Here is a 17,581-nt window from a genome sequence, read left to right on the forward strand (position 1 = left end):
TGAGGTGGGTCGTGGGGAAATCAGGCATCCAGCCCCTGGTCCAGCGCCTGGGAAGCACGGCCCAGCTTGTCCAGGATGCGGTCCAGCATGGCGCGCTCATCGGCCGTCAGGGCATTGAGCAGGGCCGCCTGGTAGGGGCGTGCGCGGGACAGCACCTCGTCGAAGAGCGCCTGCCCTGCCTCGCTCAGCTGCAGCAGGTGGCGCCGCGCGTGCTGCGGATCGGCGCGGCGCAGCACCCAGCCCCGGTCGATCAGCGGCTGCAGCGCGCGGCTGATCTGGGCCTTGTCCATCAGGCTCAGGCGCGACAGCGCGCTGGCGTGCAGCTCGCCATGGCGCTGGATCTGGCCCATGAGCCGCCACTCGGTCAGCCCCACGGGCGATGCTGGTGCGATGTAGTGGCGCGTCACCTGGGTCTGCAGCGCATTGGACAGCGCGCCCAGGCGGAAGGTGATGAAGTCCTCCAGCGCCAGCGTCTGGGGGCAGACCGGAGCACCACCATGCTGCGCACCACCATGAACAGGGCCTGCGGTATCGGAGCACAGAGGAGGTGGTGCATTTTTTGGCATGGTGCGGGAGGCTGCGACACGGCGTGGGGAGATGGGCGGATTGTGTTTTCATTGTTGACATATCAACAATGATGAAAACCCTGAGCCACTCTCCCGCCGGAAGGTACCTGTCGCCCTGCGCGTCCGGCACTGTCCCGCCCCTGCTCGCAAGGTGTCAGTCGTGAATGCAGATCACTTGCTGCAGGCAAGGCCCGTTGGAACAGGGAGGCTGCCGCAGCCGGCATTCGATGGAGACCGGTCCGGCTGCCACGCAGCAGCATGGCAGTATCTCGCCCTGCCCCACGAAAGCGAGCGGCGCCTGCCGGTAGACGACACAGCCGGCCTGCAGGGGAAGGCGGCAGGCGCCGCAATAGCCGCTGCGGCACTGGTACTGGACATCGTGTCCGGTCCGCTCCAGCCCCTGCAGCAAGGTCTCGCCTTCGTTCAGGCGAAAGCTGGACTCGCTGGTAGTGACCAGGCTCACAGTTCGATCTCCAGCAACTCGGCCGCCGAGACCTCGGCATTGATCTGGCCCACCAGATAGGAGCTGAGCTCGACCTCTTGAGGAGCCACCTGCACCGTGTCGGAAGCCAGCCAGGTATTGATCCATGGCAGCGGGTTGTGCCTGATGCGCTCGAACGCGGGCTGCAGTCCCACGGCCGCCATGCGCAAGTTGGTCATGTACTCCACGTACTGCCCCAGGATGTCGGCGTTCAGGCCGATCATGGAGCCATCACGGAACAGGTATTGGGCCCATTGCTTTTCTTGCAGCGCAGCCTGCCTGAACATGTCGGTGCACTGCGCTTGAGCCTCCTTCGCCACCTGGGCAAATTCGGGATCGTCCTGGCCCGAGCGCATGATGTTGAGCAGGTGCTGGGTACCCGTCAGATGCAGGGCCTCGTCCCGCGCGATGAGGCGGATGATCTTGGCATTGCCTTCCATGAGCTTGCGCTCGGCAAACGCGAACGAGCATGCAAAGCTCACGTAAAAACGGATGGCCTCGAGAATGTTGACGTTCATGAGGCACAGGTACAGCTTCCTCTTGAGTTCGTAGGCGCTGATGCTTCGCGTGCCGCCATTGACCCGATGCTCGCCCTCCCCCAGTTGCGCATACAGCATGCCGTCGTGGATGAGATCGTCGTAGTAGGACGCGATGTCGCTGGCCCTCAACTGGATATCCTCGTTGCGCACGATGTCGTCGAAGATGTCACCGGGGTCGTTGACGATGTTGCGGATGATGTGGGTGTAGGAGCGCGAGTGGATGGTCTCGGAAAACGCCCAGGTCTCTATCCAGGTCTCCAGTTCGGGCAGCGACACCAGTGGCAGCAAAGCCACATTGGGACTGCGGCCCTGGATGGAGTCCAACAGGGTCTGGTACTTAAGGTTGCTGATGAAGATGTGCTTTTCATGCTCCGGCAGGTTCTGGAAATCGATACGGTCCTGCGAAATATCCACCTCCTCGGGCCGCCAGAAGAATGACAGCTGCTTTTCGATCAGCTTCTCGAAGATGGGGTACTTCTGCTGGTCATAGCGGGCCACGTTGACGGGCTGACCAAGGAACATGGGTTCCTTAAGCTGATCGTTGCCGGCCTTGGAAAATATGCTGTAGCTCATGTGCGGCGCCTTCCTCAGATCCTGCAGGCGCCGCCTGCGCAGCCGTCGTCCCCGACCTGGGCCTGTGCGTCATCCGCGCCATCGCGGGTGTTGTGGTAGTAAAGCGTCTTGACGCCGTACTTGAAGGCCTGCAGCAGGTCCTTGAGCAGCTGTGTCATGGGCACCCGCCCGCCTTCAAAGCGCTGGGGGTCGTAGTTGGTGTTGGCCGAAATCGCCTGATCCACGAACTTCTGCATCACCCCCACCAGTCGAAGATAGCCGTCGTTGCCAGGCAGCTGCCACAGCAGTTCGTAGCGGTCGCGCAGTCTTCCCAGTTCGGGCACGACCTGGCGCAGCACGCCATCCTTGGATTGCTTGATGGACACCAGCCCGCGCGGTGGCTCGATGCCGTTGGTCGCATTGGCGATCTGGCTCGAGGTCTCCGAAGGCATGAGAGCCGTCAGCGTGGAGTTGCGCAATCCGTGAGCGCCGATCTCGGCGCGCAGTGCCTCCCAGTCCAGGTGCAGGGGCTCGCTGCAAATGCCGTCGATGTCCTGCTTGTAGGTATCGATGGGCAGCAGGCCGGCTGCATAGGTGGTGTCGCCAAAGGCCTGGCAGGGTCCCTGCTCGCGCGCGAGTTGCACCGACGCCTTGAGCAGGTGGTACTGGATGGCTTCGAACGTCCGGTGGGTCAGGGCCAATGCCGCAGGGTCCGAATAGCGTGTGCCGTTCTTCGCCAGATAGTAGGCATAGTTGATCACGCCAACGCCCAGCGCACGGCGCTTTTCCGTGGCACTGCGGGCCGCGGCCACTGGGTAGTCCTGGTAGTCGAGCAGCGCATCGAGCGCGCGTACGACCAGGTGGGAGAGGTCCGCCAATTCGTCGAGCGAATCGATGGCGCCAAGATTGAAGGCCGACAGCGTACACAGTGCGATTTCGCCCTGGGGATCGTGAAGATCCTGCAGCGGTGTGGTGGGCAGCGCGATTTCCATGCACAGGTTGGACTGGCGTACCGGTGCCTTGGACGGGTCGAAGGGGCTGTGCGTATTGCAGTGGTCCACGTTCTGGATATAGATGCGTCCCGTGCTCGCGCGTTCCTGCATCATCAGCGAGAACAGATCGACGGCGGGCAGGCTGCGCTTGCGGATGGCCGGATCCTGCTCGTAGCGCAGGTAAAGGCGCTCGAATTCATCCTGGTCGGCAAAGAAGGCGTCGTACAGGCCGGGCACGTCATGCGGCGAGAACAGCGTGATCTGCCGGCCCTTGACCAAGCGCTGGTAGAGCAGCCGGTTGATCTGCACGCCGTAGTCGAGATGGCGGACGCGGTTGTCCTCGACGCCGCGGTTGTTCTTGAGCACCAGCAGCGACTCGACTTCCAGGTGCCACAGCGGATAGAACAAGGTGGCGGAGCCCCCGCGCACGCCACCCTGCGAGCAGGACTTCACCGCAGCCTGGAACATCTTGAAAAACGGCAAGCAGCCCGTATGCTGCGCCTCGCCGCCCCGTATCTCGCTACCCAGAGCACGCATGCGTCCCGCGTTGATGCCTATGCCCGCACGCTGGGACACGTACTTGACGATGGCGCTGTTCGTGGCGTTGACGCTGTCCAGGCTGTCATCGCATTCGATCAGTACACAGGAGCTGAACTGGCGCATGGGCGTGCGCACGCCCGCCATGATGGGCGTGGGCAGAGATATCTTGAAACGCGACACCGCATCGTAGAACCGCGTGACATAGCCTAGCCTGGTGGTCGATGGATAGCGGGCGAACAGGCACATCGACACCAGCATGTAAAGGAATTGGGGGCTTTCGTAGATGTGCCGGCTCACACGGTTTTGCAGCAGGTACTTGCCTTCGAGCTGCTTGACGGCGGCATAGGAGAAATCCAGATCACGCCCGTGCTCGATCCGAGCATCCAGCGCGTCGAACTCGGCACGGCTGTAGTCCGCCAGCAAATTCCTGTCGTACTTTCCCAGTGCTGTCAGACGCTGTACATGGGCATGCAAGTGTGGCGGGTCGAATTGGCCAAAAGCCATCTTGCGCAAATGGAAGATGGCCAGGCGCGCTGCGAGAAATTGGTAATCAGGTGCTTCCTCGGAAATCAAGTCTGCAGCCGACTTGATAATGGTCTCATGGATTTCCGCAGTACGGATGCCGTTGTAGAGCTGGATTTTCGTCTGCAGTTCGACCTGCAAAGCAGATACGTTCGAGAGGCCTTCAGCGGCCCATCCCACGACTCTCTGGATTTTTTCAAGATCAATGTTTTCGATACGGCCATCACGCTTGGTGACAGTGATCGTCTGAGGATTCTTCATTCTGGATTTTCCATGGATGCAGGTGCGCCATACGACACGGTACGCAGGGGCTCAAGGGCGGCTTGGCCTAGCCACCGCCCGATCTGCGGACCCTTTGCCGAACTGCCCGAATCCTAGCACCAAACACTACATGTAGTGTTTTTCAAGACATCAAACACCATAGGTAGTGTTCATCGAACAACCCAAGCTCTATCAAGCGCCCTCATCAAGATCCATTTAACCCGGGCAAAATACCAGCAACATGTCAGAAAACTGCAAATCATCACACAACCCATGGTTTTGCTTGACATCGGACTACCACTCAATATCAGAGAATTGAAGACAAAATCCTTGGTAGATGGGTTTCAAAAAAACTACTGTCAATAGCCTGCATTTCTGTGAATTCTTGACATCTGAAAAAACAACCAATAGATAACAAAAAAAGGCCACCAAGGTGGCCTTTTTTTTATTAATCATCTACTCCCCATTAGCAGTGCAAAAATACCTTTTCACACATTCACGGAGAAATCAACGGGCGAGCAGCGTATTCGATGGCAGTGTCTCATCCAGCAGCTTGCGGGCCGTCTCCACGCCCGCCACGGGCAGCAGCGCCGGGTCCAGCAGGCCCACCTGCACCAGCACGCTGGCCTGGTCCCAGTAGATGTGCTCGTGGTAGAGCTTGTCGCCCCGGAACTTGACCACGGCCAGCAGCGGGATCTCCACGCGCCGCCCCGTGGGACGCACGCCGGGCAACATCCACGGGATCTCGGTGGTGTGCGTGAAGCAGAACAGCATCTCGTCCACCACCTGCGAGGCCCCCACCGTGCGTGAAATCGGCGTCAGCGACGTGTCGGGCGGATTGCTGTTGACGAAGTGGTTCGTATAGAACGCGTGCAGGTTGCTGAAGCCCACGCCGCCGGTCATGGTGGGGATGTGGTTAACATAGGGCTCGGCCACCATGGTGGCCATGGTGTCGTCCACGTTGCGCGTGGCGAACTCGTACTCGCAGTGCTTGTCCCACAGCGCGGCCAGGTCGAAATGCGGGCCGATGGCGGACTTGAGCGTGGCAATGCTGCGTTCGTGCGCCATCAGGGCCGAGGCGCGGTGGAAATGGTCGCCGCCCTTGCGCGCAAAGGCATGGTCCACGCCCGGATAGACATGCACGGCCACGCCGGGACGCCCGCCCAGCGCCTGGACGATGCGCTGGCGCGCCTCGGGCGGGCAGAAGGCGTCGAGCTCGGCCACATGCAGGGTGAGCGGGCAGCGGATGCGCTCGGCCTCGTCCAGCGCCGCCTCGATGCCCACGCCGTAGTAGCCGACCACCGCATCGGCATCGGTGCGGCAGGCGGCCAGGTAGGCCAGCTTGCCGCCCAGGCAAAAGCCCAGCACGCCGGCCTTGCCGTCCGTGACCTCGGGGCGCTGGCGCAAGGCGTTCAGGCAGGCCTGGATGTCCTGCACGCCCAGGGCCTCGTCGAATCCCTTGTAGAAACCGAAAGCGCGCTCCCAGTCCGCCGGCGTGTAGCCCAGCTCCACATCGGGCTGCTGGCGCCAGAACAGGTCGGGCACCAGCACCACGTAACCTTCTTCGGCGTAGTAGTCGGCCACCTCGCGCATGGTGGCGTTGACGCCGAAGATCTCCTGCGCCAGCACCAGGCCGGGGCCGCTGCCCGAGGCCGGCACGGCCAGGTAGGCGTTGAAGCTGCCGCTGCCGTCCAGCGCGTTGATGCGCACATGGCGGCTGGCCGGGGGTTCTTTCTGCTGCATGGGGTTGTCTCCGTTTCAAAGGGTGGGGAAAGCTGCGGTGCCGCTTTTTTCATGACCCGTCATACGCATTCGGGGTGCCGCACCGTCACCTGATAGTAGCCCGCGTGAAAGGCCAGGGGCTCGCCGTCGAAGCGTTCGCAGCGCTCGACCTGGCCGATGAAGATGAGGTGGTCGCCGCCATCGTATTGCCGGACGTTGCGGCAGACGAAGCGGGCCAGCACGCCATCGATCAGGGGCACGCCGGCCGGGCCTTCCGCGCAGTCCAGGCCGACGAACTTGTCTTGCTGCGGCGTGGAAAAGCGCCGCGACAGAAGGTGCTGGCCCGCAGCCAGCACGTGGATGGCGAAGTGGCTGGCGCCCTGGAAATCGCAGACGCTGGGCGCCTGGCGCGCCAGGCTCCACAGCACCAGCGGCGGGTCCAGCGAGACCGAGGAGAACGAGTTGGCCGTCATGCCCACGCGCCGCCCGTCCGGCGCGCGCGTGGTGATGACGGTCACGCCCGTGGTGAACTGGCCGAAGGCCTTGCGCAGCTCGCGCGGATCGAAGGAGCAGGCCGGGGCGGCGGCCGGGGTGTCGCATGTGCTCATGGCGGCCTCTGCGGCTAGGCGGGGACGGCTGCCATGGCGGCGATGGCCGCGCAGCTGTCGATGTAGTGGTCCGCCTCGCCCGCGTCCGCGAACCAGGGGAAGAAGGTGCGCGGATCGTCGAAGCCGTTGGCAAAGGCGCTGGCCAGCGGTGCCAGCGTGCCCGCGCTGGCCAGCAGCTTGAGCACATGGGGTGGCGGTGGCGCCAGCAGCATGTTGGTCCACTGCGTGACCCATTGCGCATAGCCGAACCAGTAGCGGTCGAAGGTCTGCTGCATCCAGGCGGCGTCGAATGCGCCATTTCCGTCACGATTTCCGTCACCATTGCCGCGCGCCAGGATGCTGCGCAGATAGGTGTCGGCGCACTTGGCCGCGTTGTTGGAGCCCTGGCCCGTGATGGGGTCGTTGAGCACCACCACGTCGCCCATGCCCAGCACCTTGCGCCCCGACGGCAGCGTGGCCACGGGCTTGCGTACCGTGGGGGCGAAGCGGCCCGCGAGGATGCCGTTGTCATCGGTCAGCGCAATGTCGCGGCAGCGCTCGGCCTCCCAGGGCACGAAGGTGTCGAGGATCCAGCGGCTGCGCTCCAGGTGCTGCTCCGGTGTCTTCACATCGCCCCAGCAGTCCATGGGGCCGCCGGGCACGCCCTCGAACACCATGATCTCGCAGGGCCCCGTGGTCGTCAGCGCCGGGAACACGAAATACTCGCCCACGCCCGGCAGCAGGTTGAAGGACACGGCGGAGAACGGCTCGCGCGGCCTCATGCCCGTCACATAGGTCAGCGCCAGCGCGCGCTGGGGCTGGTCGAAGCGCGAGCGGTGGGCATCGCGCTCGAACAGCCTCGATATCTCGCCCTTGCCGCTGGCGACCAGGGTCAGGTCATGGCTGCGCGTGCATTCCTCCAGCTCGGCGATGCCCGCGTCCTTGAGCACCAGCTCGCCGCCCTGGCGGCGGAAGTCGTCCATCCATGCGGGGATCTTCAGGCGCTGGTCCACGGACTGCGCGCCCGCGTTCAGACGCGCCGCCCAGTCGATGGCCTTGTCGACCGATTTCCCGCCGTGCTGCGCCGGCTGTGGCACGCACAGGCCGATGCCCTCGACCACCGGGCATTCGCGCGACCAGTGGTCCAGGCCCAGGCCGCGCTCTATCTGCAGCGCGCTGTCGAACATGCACTGGCTGGACATGACCCGGCCCTGGGCGATGTCCTGCGCCGTGCGGTTGCTCAGTATCGTGACCTGATGGCCCGCGGCCAGCAGGCCCAGGCCCAGTTGCAGGCCCGACTGGCCGGCTCCGACGATGGCGATTTTCTTCATGGCTGTCTCCTTGCGGCTCCGTGTCCGTACTGCGTACTAGTCCATCAATTGGGGAATGGCGGCCACGGCGCGCTCGGGCCCCATGGCGCCGTAGCCGCCGTCCACCGCGTAGTCGGCCCCGGTCACGAAGCTGGCATGGTCCGAGCACAGGAACAGCACCACCTGCGCCACCTCGTGCGGATCGCCCACGCGGCCCAGCAGGTGAAAGGGCGCGGCCACGCGGTCGGTCTTGGCGCGGTCGCCGCCACTGAGCCGGTCCATCACCGCCGACCAGGTCCAGCCCGGGCAGACGCTGTTGACGCGGATGCCATCGGCCGCCAGGTCCATGGCCATGCTGCGCGTGAGCTGCTTCATGGCCGCCTTGCTGGCCGGGTAGAGCCAGCGCCCCGTCTGCGCCGCTTCCGAAGAGATGCTGGTGAAATTCACCACGGCCCCGCCACCGGCGGCCACCATGTGCGGGTGCACGGCCTGCAGCATGGCCACGGCGCTGGCGACGTTCACGTTGAACGAGGCCAGCCAGTCGGCACGCGGCGACTGCAGGCCTTCGTCTACATACGAGCAGGCCAGGTTGACCAGGATGTGCACGCCGCCGTGCCGGCTGCATGCCTGCTGCACGCAGGCGGCGACCTGCGCGTCGTCGGTGATGTCGGTGCGCACGAAAAGCGCGCCCTCGCCCAGCGCATCGGCCAGCACCTGGCCGTTGTCGGCATCGATGTCGGCAATGACCACCTTCACGCCGGCCGCGTGCAGCGCACGCACCACGCCGGCGCCTATCAGGGTGGAGCCGCCGGTGACGATGGCGCTTTTGCCTTCGAGTCCCTTGAACATGACGCTTGTTCTCCCGTGTGGATGCCAGGCCGGGCTGGCCTGTGCAGCACACGTTACGGGGGGCCGGGCCGCGCAGGCATCCGGCAAGCGCAGGCGCTGTCCCTGGCGCGCAGAAATTGGCTCCCAGGGAATGGTCCGAATTGTGGGAGCGGGTGGTTTTTGCTACGTTCTGCCCAGCCTATGGAACACGCCATGCACACACCGCTGCCGCTGCAGCGCTACCGGCTTTTCGAGAGCCACGACATGGACGAGGCCCGCGAAAGCGTGGCGCGCGTCTTCTGTCCGCATGGCCTGGGCATGCTGCGCCCGCGCGCCGAGCTGGACGCCTGCCACCACAGCGCGCCGCTTTCCCGCAACGTCAGCCTGAACTATGTGCAGTACGGTCCCGGCGTGCACATCGAGCCCGGCTACCTGCGGGACTTCTTCCTGCTGCAGATTCCCCTGCGCGGCAGTGCCGAGATCCGCTGCGGCGCGCAGCAGGTGGATGCCACGCCGCGCCTGGCCTCCCTGCCCTCGCCGACCGAGCCGCTGTCCATGCGCTGGGCCGACGACAGCCCGCACCTGATCGTGCGCATGGCCCGCCCGGCCCTGGTGGCGCGGCTGGAGGCGCTGCTGCAGGCGCCCGCAGGCCGGCCCCTGGTGTTCGATCTGGGCGTGCCGCTGGACCAGCCGGCGCTGGCACCGCTGGTGCATTTCATCGACTGCCTGCGGCACACGCTGGATGCGGGCAACGCCCTGCAGGCCACGCAGGCACTGGCCCAGCATGCGGAGGAATACCTGCTGACCAGCCTGCTGATGTCGGCCACGCACAGCCACAGCCGCGCACTGGCCGGGGACAGCCGGCGCAGCCTGCTGCCGCGCGGCGTGCGCAAGGCCCAGGAGTACATGCAGGCCCATGCCGACCAGCCCCTGTCGCTGGCCGATGTCTGCCGCGAGGCCGGCTGCAGCGCGCGCACGCTGCAGGCCGCCTTCCGCCAGCACGCGGGCATGGGGCCCATGGATTTCCTGCGCCAGCTGCGGCTGGACCGGGTGCGCGCCGAACTCCAGGCAGCCAAGGGCCCGGGCGTCGCAGCCGGCTCCGGCGTGCGCGACGTGGCGCAGAAATACGGCTTCCTGCACCTGGGCCACTTCGCGGCCCAGTACCGCAGCCGCTTCGGCGAGCTCCCGTCCGAGACGGCGAGCCGCCGCGTGCAGGCCTGAGGGCCTGACTTTGCCGGTTCAGCCCCGGCCCACGAAGGGCATCTTGGTGGCCATCACCGTGTGGAACAGCACATTGGCCTCCAGCGGCAGGCTGGCCATGTAGAGCACGGACTGGCCCACCACATCCGCGTCGATCAGCGGCTCCACCGCGATCTCGCCATTGGCCTGGGGCACGCCCTTGGCCATGCGCGATGCCAGCTCGGTCATGGCATTGCCGATATCGATCTGGCCCACGGCGATGTCGTAGGCACGGCCGTCGAGCGCAGCGGTCTTGGTCAGGCCCATGACGGCATGCTTGGTGGCCGTGTAAGCGCTGGAATTGGGGCGCGGCGCATGCGCGGAGATGGAGCCGTTGTTGATGATGCGGCCTCCGCGCGGCGACTGGTCGCGCATGGTGCGAAACGCCTGCTGCAGGCAATAGAACATGCCGTTGAGGTTGACATCGACCACCTCGCGCCACTGCTCGGGCGTCCAGTCCAGGAAGGAGCCGGGCGGATTGCCCCGGCCGGCGTTGTTGAACAGCAGGTCCACGCGACCGAAGCGCTGCACCGTGCGCGCGAACAGCTGCTCCACGGCAGCCGGGTCGCTGACATCGGTGGCGATGCCCAGCATGCGCTCGCCCGCGCCGTACTTTGCCTGGGCCTCGGCGCAGGTCTCATCCAGCGGCGCCTGGCGGCGGCCCGCCACCACCACCTGGTAGCCCGCGCCCGCCAGGGCCAGCGCCACGGCCTTGCCCACGCCGGTTCCTCCGCCCGTGACCACGGCCGTCTTTGCGTTCTTCATCTCCATTGCTTGTCCATCCTGTAGTGCATGTATTGCAGCCGCCGCCCGCGCACCGGTGGCGGGCGGCGCCGCTGCATTGTCGGCGACGCGCGGGGCCTGCGGACTGTGCCGCAGGCGACACCATCGCCGCACTGCGAACGAAGCTCAGGCAAAGCGCCAGGCAATGGAGCCCAGCGGCCCGTAGTCCACATGGAAGCTGTCGCCGGCCTGGGCCGTGACGGGCCGCGTGAACGAGCCGGCCAGCACCACCTGGCCTGCGTCCAGCTGCTCATCCCATTGCGCGAGCCGGTTGGCCAGCCAGGCCACCCCCGTGGCCGGATGGTTGAGCACGGCGGCCGCCACGCCGGACTCCTCGATCACGCCGTTGCGCTGCAGCAGCGCCGACACCCAGCGCAGGTCCACCGCGTCGGGGCGCACGGGCCGCCCGCCCATGACGATGCCGGCATTGGCCGCGTTGTCGGCGATGGTGTCGCGCACCGTGCGCATGGCCTGGGTATCGCGGTCCTTTTGCTCGATGCGGGCGTCGATGATTTCCACGGCGGGCACCACCCAGTCGGTGGCGGCCAGCACATCGCACAGGGTGACGCCCGGCCCCTTGAGCGTGCGGCCCAGCACGAAGGCCAGCTCCACCTCCACGCGCGGAGCGATGAAGCGTGCAAAGGGAATGTCGCCGCCGGGCTCGAAGAACATGTCGTCCAGCAGGGTGCCGTAGTCGGGCTCGGTGATCTGCACGGCCTGCTGCATGGCACGCGAGGTCAGGCCGATCTTGTGGCCCCTGACCGTGCGGCCCTCGGCGCGCTTGAGCCGCATCCAGGCGCGCGAGATGGCGTAGCCGTCCTGCACCGTCATGTCCGGATGGCGGCGGGAAAAGTGCCGGACCTGCACCCGGCTTTTTTCGCTGGCGTGCAGCTCGGCCGCCAGGCTGTCTATGGTGTGTTGCGCAAGCATGGGCGGCCCTTCAGCGTGCGGCCGTGCCATCGTCGGCCCAGGCCAGGTAGCTGTCGGACACGCCCTGGCGCTGCATGGCATCCCACTGCGCCACCGAGGGCGTGGGCATCTGGAAGGCATCGCCCACGCGGCCATACCAGCCGGGGTTCTGCAACCGCGCGATCAGCTCCATGGGCGCGGGGTCGAAGTACATGAGCTCGCCATCGACCACGGCCGCGTCCATGACATGGGCGGCCAGCACGTCGGCCAGCACCAGGCTGCGCACGCCGTCGATGTCGATGAGCTGGCGCACGCGGCACTCGAAGGACGCAGGGCTGTCCACGATGCGCGGCGCCTTCACCCGCCGTGCATCGCCCAGGACCAGGCCGGCCTGGGCCGACTCGTCCACCTGCGCGCCGAACTCTATGGCCGTCACCGCCATGCGGCGCGCCAGCGGCTCGGACACCAGGTTCACCACGAACTCGCCCGTGGCCGCGATGTTGCGCGCCGTGTCCTTGAGCACGCCCTGGCGCGAGCCTATGCACACGCACAGCAGCGGCGGATCGCCCGACATGGCGTTGAAGAAGGAGAACGGCGCGACGTTGACCGTGCCGTCCCCGTCCACCGAGCTGATCCAGGCGATGGGACGGGGCAGAACCAGGGAGTGAAGGATGTTGCTGCGCTGCTCGCTGTTGAGCGATTGCATTTCAAAGTACATGGGATTCCGGAGGGGAAGGGAAAAAGGGAGGGCGTCGCGTCACTCGTTGCCGGCGCGCGCCGCGTCCTGCTCGGCCTGGGCGATGCCCGGGGCGCGCGCATTGGACTGGTGCAGTTCCACCAGGTTGCCGGCCGGGTCGCGCAGGAACAGCTGCTTGAGGCTGGGCGATGCCACGTTGTCCAGCGTGAAGTAATCGACGCCGCGCGCCTGCAGCTCCTGCTCGGCGCCGAGGATGTCGTCCACGGCCAGCGCGATGTGGTTGGACACGGGGTCCTTGCCAGGGCCCTGCGCATAGCGCGACGGCCCCTCGCTGCCGAGGATGTGCAACTGGCTGCCGTTAGGCAGGTTGATCCAGGAGCCGTAGATGCCGGGGATCTTCCAGCGCGCGGCGTCCTGGGGCAGGTTCAGCACTTCGCGGTAGAAGTCGAGCATGGCGTCGGCCTGGGCGTGGTTGACGCCGAATCCGACATGGTGGAGTTCCAGAACTTTGATGGGCATGGGATGTCCTTGCAGATTTGTGTGCCGCCAAATAATACGCTTAACGTACTATACACAAAGCGTAATATATGAAAGCCGTAAAATCAACCGCCCTTTCTTCTCCCGGCTTCAACCCGGCTTCAACCCGGTTTCACCCGCTTCCATCCACTCCCATGAGTCCGCGCAAGACCGCTGCCGCACCGGCCCCCGATTCCACCCCCCTCGCCAACGCCCCCGAAGCGCTGCGCCCGCACCTGGCCCTGATGGCCCAGACCGCGCAGCCCGGCACCGACACGCCGGCCGCCGGCCTGGGCCTGCTGCTGCTGTGGCTGGCCGATGATGTGGAGCAGCGCGCCAACGCATCGCTGCAGGCGTTCGGCCTGTCCGAGAGCAAGCTCGACGTGCTCATGATCTTCGGCCTGGCCGAGCGCGGGCTGCTGGGCGACACGGTGGTCACACCGTCCTATATCGCCAGCTACGTCGGCGTGACGCGCTCGTCGGTGACGGGCCTGCTGGACTGGCTGGAAAAGCGCTCGCTGCTGGCGCGCAGCCTCAGCCAGGAAGACCGCCGCAGCTTCGACCTGGCGCTCACCGATCAGGGCCGCGAGGTGCTGGCCCGCGCGCTGCCGGCCTTCTGGCGCATGTGCGAGTCCCTGGTCGACTACCTGGACGAGGGCGAGCGTGCCAGCCTGCAGTCCATCCTCTTCAAGGCCTGGACGAGGATGAAGGCGCAGCAGGGCGCTTGATCCTGGGAGCGCGGCAGGCCGCCCTGGCTGCTGCAAGCCTGCGCAGCCGGCACGGTGCCATATTTCGCGCGGGCATAAGCTCAATCTTGCTTGTGCAAAATTTCCTTTGCGATCAATGCCTTGCGCCGCGCATGGCTCGCTATAAGGAAATGTGAATTCCGTCGTGGTGCGCGCCGGGGCCGGGTGTTGCAATGCCTTCAGAGGCCATGCCGGCAGGCGCCATGTGGGCGCCGGCGCCGGGCCTGGCCGAGCTGGAGGAACCACGCCTTGCCCACGCGCAGAAACACATTGCTCTGGTCGCTCGCCGCCACGCTGGCGCTGCCCGGCCTTGCGGCCGCCGCCGCGCTGAAGATAGGCGTCACGCCCGGCTCGCTGGCCGACTCCGTGGAGGTCGCCGCCAAGGAGGCGCGCGCCCAGGGGCTGGACGTGCAGGTCATCGAGTTCACCGACTGGACCACGCCCAACACGGCACTGGCGGCCGGCGACATCGACCTCAACTACTTCCAGCACCAGGCCTTCCTGGACAACGCCATCCGCGAGCGCGGCTATGCCTTCACCAGCGTGGCCACGGGCCTGCTGCCCAACATCGGCCTGTACTCGCTCAAGACCCAGCGCTTTGCCGACCTGAAGGAGGGAGCGCGCGTCGGCGTGGCCAACGATCCCGTCAACCAGGGGCGCGGCCTGCTGCTGCTGGAGAAGGCCGGCCTGATCCAGCTGCGCGAAGGCAAGGGCCCGCGCGCGGGGCTGGACGACATCGTGTCCAACCCGCGCAGGCTGCGCTTTGTCGAGATCGAAGGGCCGCAGCTGGTGCGCGCGCTGGACGATGTGGACCTGGCCCAGGGCTACCCGGCCCACTTCGTCAACGCCGGGCGGCCGCAGGTGGCCGGCAATGCGCTGCTGTATTCGGGCATTGACGACCTGTACTACGCCATCCGCTTCGTCTCGCGCCAGGACAACGCCCGGGACCCGCGCATTGCGCAGTTCGTGCGCATCTACCAGACCTCGGGCGCCGTGCAGGCGCAGATCCACAAGTCATTCGCCGCCAACGACAGGCTGTACAGCCTGCCGTGGCGCAAGCCGTGACGCGGCCCCTTCCTGCCTTTTTCGAACCTTTTTTTCCGGAGATCCCGATGAAGCTTTCCCGTGCCCTGATCGCCCCGCTGGCCGCCCTGGCCCTGTTCTCCGCCCACGCTGCCGACAAGCTGCGCATCGGCGTGGTGCCCGGCGCCTACGCCGACTCGGTGGCCGTGGCCGCCAAGGAGGCCAAGGCCCAGGGCATCGATGTGCAGGTGGTGGAGTTCACCGACTGGACCACGCCCAACGTGGCCGTGGACTCGGGCGACCTGGACATCAACTACTTCCAGCACCAGCCCTTCCTGGACAACGCCATCCAGAAGAACGGCTACAAGCTGGCCAGCGCGGGCACGGGCATCCTGGCCAACGTGGGCCTGTACTCGCTCAAGCACAAGGCCATCGCCCAGGTGCCGCAGGGCGGCAAGGTGGGCATTGCCAACGACCCCGTGAACCAGGGGCGCGGCCTGCTGCTGCTGCAGAAGGTGGGGCTGATCAAGCTCAAGCCCGGCGTGGGCTACCTGGGCAGCCTGGACGACATCGTCGAGAACCCCAAGAAGCTCAGCTTCGTCGAGGTCGAGGGGCCTCAGCTGGTGCGCATCACGGGCGACGTGGACCTCGCCCAGGGCTACCCGCACTTCATCGTGGCGGCCAAGGCCTTCGATCCGTCCAGCGGGCTTGCGTATTCGGGCATCGAGGATGCGCGCTTTTCCATCCAGTTCGTGGTCAAGGCCAGCCGCACGCAGGACCCCGTGGTGCAGAAGTTCATCCGCATCTACCAGAACTCCGATGCGGTGAAGGCCGAGGCCCAGCGCGCCTTCTCCAACGACAAGCGCCTGTACAACCTGGCCTGGGTCAAGCCCTGAGCGGCACGGGGAGGACTTCAGCCATGTCAACCAGCATTGCAGCCAGGCAGCCCCTGGCGGACAGGCCGGCCCACGAGGCGGGCAGGCGCTCATCGGCAGCGGCCGGCACCACGCGGGAATCCATCCGTGGACCCGGCGCCGTGGCCTTCAGCGGCGTGGCCAAGACCTACCAGTCTTCGGCCGGGCCCGTACAGGCGCTGGACGCGATCAGCCTGGAGATCGCGCCGGGCAGCATCTTCGGCATCATCGGGCGCAGCGGCGCGGGCAAGTCCAGCCTGCTGCGCACCATCAACCGGCTGGAGCAGCCCAGCAGCGGCCAGGTGCGGGTCGACGGCGTGGACATCGGCACGCTGGACGAGGCGCAACTGGTGCAGCTGCGCCGGCGCATCGGCATGATCTTCCAGCACTTCAACCTGCTGTCGGCCAAGACGGTGCATGACAACGTGGCCCTGCCCCTGCAGGTGGCGGGCCTGCCGCGCGCACGCATCAATGCGCGGGTCAATGAGCTGCTGGCCCTGGTGGGCCTGCAGGAGAAGGCTGGCACCTATCCGAGCCGGCTGTCTGGCGGGCAAAAGCAGCGCGTGGGCATTGCCCGCGCCCTGGCCACCGACCCCGAGATCCTGCTGTGCGACGAGGCCACCTCGGCCCTGGACCCCGAGACCACGCAGTCCATCCTGGAGCTGCTGCGCACCATCAACCGCAAGCTGGGCATCACCATCGTCCTGATCACGCACGAGATGAGCGTGATCCGCGAGATCGCCGACCGCGTGCTGGTGCTGGAGCAGGGCCGCATCGCCGAGCTGGGCGAGGTCTGGAAGGTCTTCGGCAACCCGCAGCACCCGGCCACGCGCGCCCTGCTGGCACCGCTGCAGCACGGCCTGCCCGACGACCTGCGCCAGCGCCTGCTGAGCACCGCGCCCGCAGGCCGCCACGAACGCATCCTGCAGCTGACCTACCGCGGCGAGGACGGGCTGGAGCCCGACTTCCCGCGCATCGCCCAGGCCCTGGGCGGCCGGGTGCGCCTGCTGCATGGCGGCGTGGACCGCATCCAGGGCCATGCCCAGGGGCAGCTGCTGATCGCGCTGGGCGGCGGCACGGCCACGCATGACTGGCACACACTGACGCAGGGCCCGGCGGCCATTGCGCATGACATCAAGGATCTCGGATATGTCGCTGAATCTGTCCATTCCCATTGAGCGCTACGGCAACGCGCTGGCCGACACGCTGATGATGGTCGGCGTCTCGGGCGGCATCGCGCTGGCGGCGGGCATTCCGCTGGCGGTGCTGCTCATCGTCACCGCGCCCGGCGGCTTCCTGGCCTCGCCGCGCACGCACCGCGCGCTGGGCAGCGTGATCAACGGCTTCCGTGCCACGCCCTTCATCGTGCTGCTGGTGGCGCTGATCCCGTTCACGCGGCTGGTGACGGGCACCACCATCGGCGTGTGGGCGGCCATCGTGCCGCTGGCCATCAGCGCCACGCCGTTCTTCGCGCGCATCGTCGAGGTCAGCCTGCGCGAGGTCGATCCCGGCCTCATCGAAGCCGCCCAGGCCATGGGCTGCCGCAAGTGGGACATCGTGCGCCACGTCTACCTGCCCGAGGCCCTGCCCGGCATCGTGGGCGGCTTCACCATCACCCTGGTGGCGCTGATCAGCTCCTCGGCCATGGCCGGCGCCGTGGGCGCGGGCGGCCTGGGCGACCTGGCCATCCGCTACGGCTACCAGCGCTTCGACACCCAGGTGATGCTGCTGGTGATTGCCGTGCTGATCGCGCTGGTCACCGTGGTCCAGGTGCTGGGCGACCGCTACGTGCGCCGGCTGCGCAGCCGCTGACGCTGAAAACAGGCACCACGCCTTTCCCTCCGGGGCCGCCGC

General features: G+C 66.4%; 18 protein-coding genes. 6 read left to right on the forward strand and 12 right to left on the reverse strand.

From position 1 onward, the window contains the following. Nucleotides 1-20: 20 nt before the first annotated feature. The 8 genes from IB269_RS10410 to IB269_RS10445 form a co-directional block, all read right to left on the reverse strand. A complete protein-coding gene (locus tag IB269_RS10410; RefSeq protein WP_225614082.1) occupies nt 21-566 on the reverse strand; it encodes a MarR family winged helix-turn-helix transcriptional regulator in 546 nt (181 codons plus the stop codon). Between the two features lie 154 nt (nt 567-720). Continuing rightward, entirely contained in the window at nt 721-1,029 is a 309-nt protein-coding gene (gene yfaE, locus IB269_RS10415; RefSeq protein ID WP_097203338.1) for a class I ribonucleotide reductase maintenance protein YfaE, read from the reverse strand. Continuing rightward, nucleotides 1,026-2,159: a class Ia ribonucleoside-diphosphate reductase subunit beta gene (gene nrdB / locus IB269_RS10420; RefSeq protein ID WP_192367107.1), complete on the reverse strand. Its 1,134-nt coding sequence runs from the start codon at nt 2,157-2,159 to the stop codon at nt 1,026-1,028. The genes yfaE and nrdB overlap by 4 nt, the downstream gene beginning before the upstream one ends. 14 nt (nt 2,160-2,173) lie before the next feature. Next, entirely contained in the window at nt 2,174-4,453 is a 2,280-nt protein-coding gene (gene nrdA / locus IB269_RS10425; RefSeq protein WP_192367108.1) for a class 1a ribonucleoside-diphosphate reductase subunit alpha, read from the reverse strand. Between the two features lie 507 nt (nt 4,454-4,960). Next, nucleotides 4,961-6,196, reverse strand: a complete 1,236-nt coding sequence (locus IB269_RS10430; protein ID WP_192367109.1) for a dienelactone hydrolase family protein — start codon at nt 6,194-6,196, stop codon at nt 4,961-4,963. A 59-nt stretch (nt 6,197-6,255) separates the two neighbouring features. After that, nucleotides 6,256-6,783 carry a flavin reductase family protein gene (locus tag IB269_RS10435; protein WP_096915392.1) on the reverse strand — a complete coding sequence of 176 codons (528 nt, stop codon included), beginning with the start codon at nt 6,781-6,783 and terminating at the stop codon, nt 6,256-6,258. Nucleotides 6,784-6,797: 14 nt separating this feature from the next. After that, nucleotides 6,798-8,093, reverse strand: coding sequence for a styrene monooxygenase/indole monooxygenase family protein (locus tag IB269_RS10440; protein WP_192367110.1), 1,296 nt, complete (start codon nt 8,091-8,093; stop codon nt 6,798-6,800). 36 nt (nt 8,094-8,129) lie between these two features. Next, nucleotides 8,130-8,921 carry an SDR family oxidoreductase gene (locus tag IB269_RS10445; RefSeq protein ID WP_012203717.1) on the reverse strand — a complete coding sequence of 264 codons (792 nt, stop codon included), beginning with the start codon at nt 8,919-8,921 and terminating at the stop codon, nt 8,130-8,132. A gap of 192 nt (nt 8,922-9,113) precedes the next feature. Here IB269_RS10445 and IB269_RS10450 point away from each other — a divergent pair, with 192 nt between their 5' ends. Next, the gene (locus IB269_RS10450; RefSeq protein ID WP_016454133.1) at nt 9,114-10,121 is read left to right on the forward strand and encodes an AraC family transcriptional regulator; all 1,008 of its coding nucleotides are present in this window, start codon (nt 9,114-9,116) and stop codon (nt 10,119-10,121) included. Nucleotides 10,122-10,139: 18 nt separating this feature from the next. Here the strand turns inward: IB269_RS10450 and IB269_RS10455 are convergent, their stop codons facing one another. From IB269_RS10455 to IB269_RS10470, 4 genes are all read right to left on the reverse strand, one after another. Further along, nucleotides 10,140-10,910 (reverse strand): SDR family oxidoreductase, encoded by a 771-nt coding sequence (locus tag IB269_RS10455; protein ID WP_013803947.1) that lies wholly within the window; start codon nt 10,908-10,910, stop codon nt 10,140-10,142. Between the two features lie 138 nt (nt 10,911-11,048). Beyond that, nucleotides 11,049-11,852 (reverse strand): 2-oxo-hept-4-ene-1,7-dioate hydratase, encoded by an 804-nt coding sequence (hpaH, locus tag IB269_RS10460; protein ID WP_026062081.1) that lies wholly within the window; start codon nt 11,850-11,852, stop codon nt 11,049-11,051. Nucleotides 11,853-11,862: 10 nt separating this feature from the next. After that, complete coding sequence (locus IB269_RS10465) at nt 11,863-12,549, reverse strand: flavin reductase family protein (RefSeq protein WP_192367111.1); 687 nt, start codon at nt 12,547-12,549, stop codon at nt 11,863-11,865. Nucleotides 12,550-12,588: 39 nt separating this feature from the next. Next, complete coding sequence (locus IB269_RS10470) at nt 12,589-13,047, reverse strand: VOC family protein (protein WP_012203712.1); 459 nt, start codon at nt 13,045-13,047, stop codon at nt 12,589-12,591. A 152-nt stretch (nt 13,048-13,199) separates the two neighbouring features. Here IB269_RS10470 and IB269_RS10475 point away from each other — a divergent pair, with 152 nt between their 5' ends. The 5 genes from IB269_RS10475 (at nt 13,200) to IB269_RS10495 (ending at nt 17,539) form a co-directional block, all read left to right on the forward strand. Beyond that, nucleotides 13,200-13,772: a MarR family winged helix-turn-helix transcriptional regulator gene (locus tag IB269_RS10475; RefSeq protein WP_192367112.1), complete on the forward strand. Its 573-nt coding sequence runs from the start codon at nt 13,200-13,202 to the stop codon at nt 13,770-13,772. 267 nt (nt 13,773-14,039) lie between these two features. After that, nucleotides 14,040-14,855 carry a MetQ/NlpA family ABC transporter substrate-binding protein gene (locus IB269_RS10480; RefSeq protein ID WP_016449091.1) on the forward strand — a complete coding sequence of 272 codons (816 nt, stop codon included), beginning with the start codon at nt 14,040-14,042 and terminating at the stop codon, nt 14,853-14,855. 47 nt (nt 14,856-14,902) lie between these two features. Next, nucleotides 14,903-15,709, forward strand: coding sequence for a MetQ/NlpA family ABC transporter substrate-binding protein (locus tag IB269_RS10485; protein WP_192367113.1), 807 nt, complete (start codon nt 14,903-14,905; stop codon nt 15,707-15,709). Nucleotides 15,710-15,732: 23 nt separating this feature from the next. Next, nucleotides 15,733-16,905: a methionine ABC transporter ATP-binding protein gene (locus IB269_RS10490; protein ID WP_192367114.1), complete on the forward strand. Its 1,173-nt coding sequence runs from the start codon at nt 15,733-15,735 to the stop codon at nt 16,903-16,905. Beyond that, nucleotides 16,877-17,539, forward strand: coding sequence for a methionine ABC transporter permease (locus IB269_RS10495; RefSeq protein WP_012203707.1), 663 nt, complete (start codon nt 16,877-16,879; stop codon nt 17,537-17,539). The genes IB269_RS10490 and IB269_RS10495 overlap by 29 nt, the downstream gene beginning before the upstream one ends. Nucleotides 17,540-17,581 lie beyond the last annotated feature (42 nt).

The sequence above is a fragment of the Delftia sp. DLF01 genome (assembly GCF_014852125.1).
GTDB lineage: Bacteria > Pseudomonadota > Gammaproteobacteria > Burkholderiales > Burkholderiaceae_C > Comamonas > Comamonas acidovorans.

Coding starts and splice junctions, on each gene's coding strand:
- IB269_RS10435 (WP_096915392.1), bottom strand. CDS start 6,783: ATGAGCACATGCGACACCCCGGCCGCCGCCCCGGCCTGCTCCTTCGAT.
- IB269_RS10470 (WP_012203712.1), bottom strand. CDS start 13,047: ATGCCCATCAAAGTTCTGGAACTCCACCATGTCGGATTCGGCGTCAAC.
- IB269_RS10465 (WP_192367111.1), bottom strand. CDS start 12,549: ATGTACTTTGAAATGCAATCGCTCAACAGCGAGCAGCGCAGCAACATC.
- IB269_RS10440 (WP_192367110.1), bottom strand. CDS start 8,093: ATGAAGAAAATCGCCATCGTCGGAGCCGGCCAGTCGGGCCTGCAACTG.
- IB269_RS10430 (WP_192367109.1), bottom strand. CDS start 6,196: ATGCAGCAGAAAGAACCCCCGGCCAGCCGCCATGTGCGCATCAACGCG.
- IB269_RS10475 (WP_192367112.1), top strand. CDS start 13,200: ATGAGTCCGCGCAAGACCGCTGCCGCACCGGCCCCCGATTCCACCCCC.
- IB269_RS10445 (WP_012203717.1), bottom strand. CDS start 8,921: ATGTTCAAGGGACTCGAAGGCAAAAGCGCCATCGTCACCGGCGGCTCC.
- hpaH (WP_026062081.1), bottom strand. CDS start 11,852: ATGCTTGCGCAACACACCATAGACAGCCTGGCGGCCGAGCTGCACGCC.
- IB269_RS10485 (WP_192367113.1), top strand. CDS start 14,903: ATGAAGCTTTCCCGTGCCCTGATCGCCCCGCTGGCCGCCCTGGCCCTG.
- IB269_RS10450 (WP_016454133.1), top strand. CDS start 9,114: ATGCACACACCGCTGCCGCTGCAGCGCTACCGGCTTTTCGAGAGCCAC.
- nrdA (WP_192367108.1), bottom strand. CDS start 4,453: ATGAAGAATCCTCAGACGATCACTGTCACCAAGCGTGATGGCCGTATC.
- IB269_RS10495 (WP_012203707.1), top strand. CDS start 16,877: ATGTCGCTGAATCTGTCCATTCCCATTGAGCGCTACGGCAACGCGCTG.
- IB269_RS10490 (WP_192367114.1), top strand. CDS start 15,733: ATGTCAACCAGCATTGCAGCCAGGCAGCCCCTGGCGGACAGGCCGGCC.
- IB269_RS10455 (WP_013803947.1), bottom strand. CDS start 10,910: ATGGAGATGAAGAACGCAAAGACGGCCGTGGTCACGGGCGGAGGAACC.
- nrdB (WP_192367107.1), bottom strand. CDS start 2,159: ATGAGCTACAGCATATTTTCCAAGGCCGGCAACGATCAGCTTAAGGAA.
- IB269_RS10410 (WP_225614082.1), bottom strand. CDS start 566: ATGCCAAAAAATGCACCACCTCCTCTGTGCTCCGATACCGCAGGCCCT.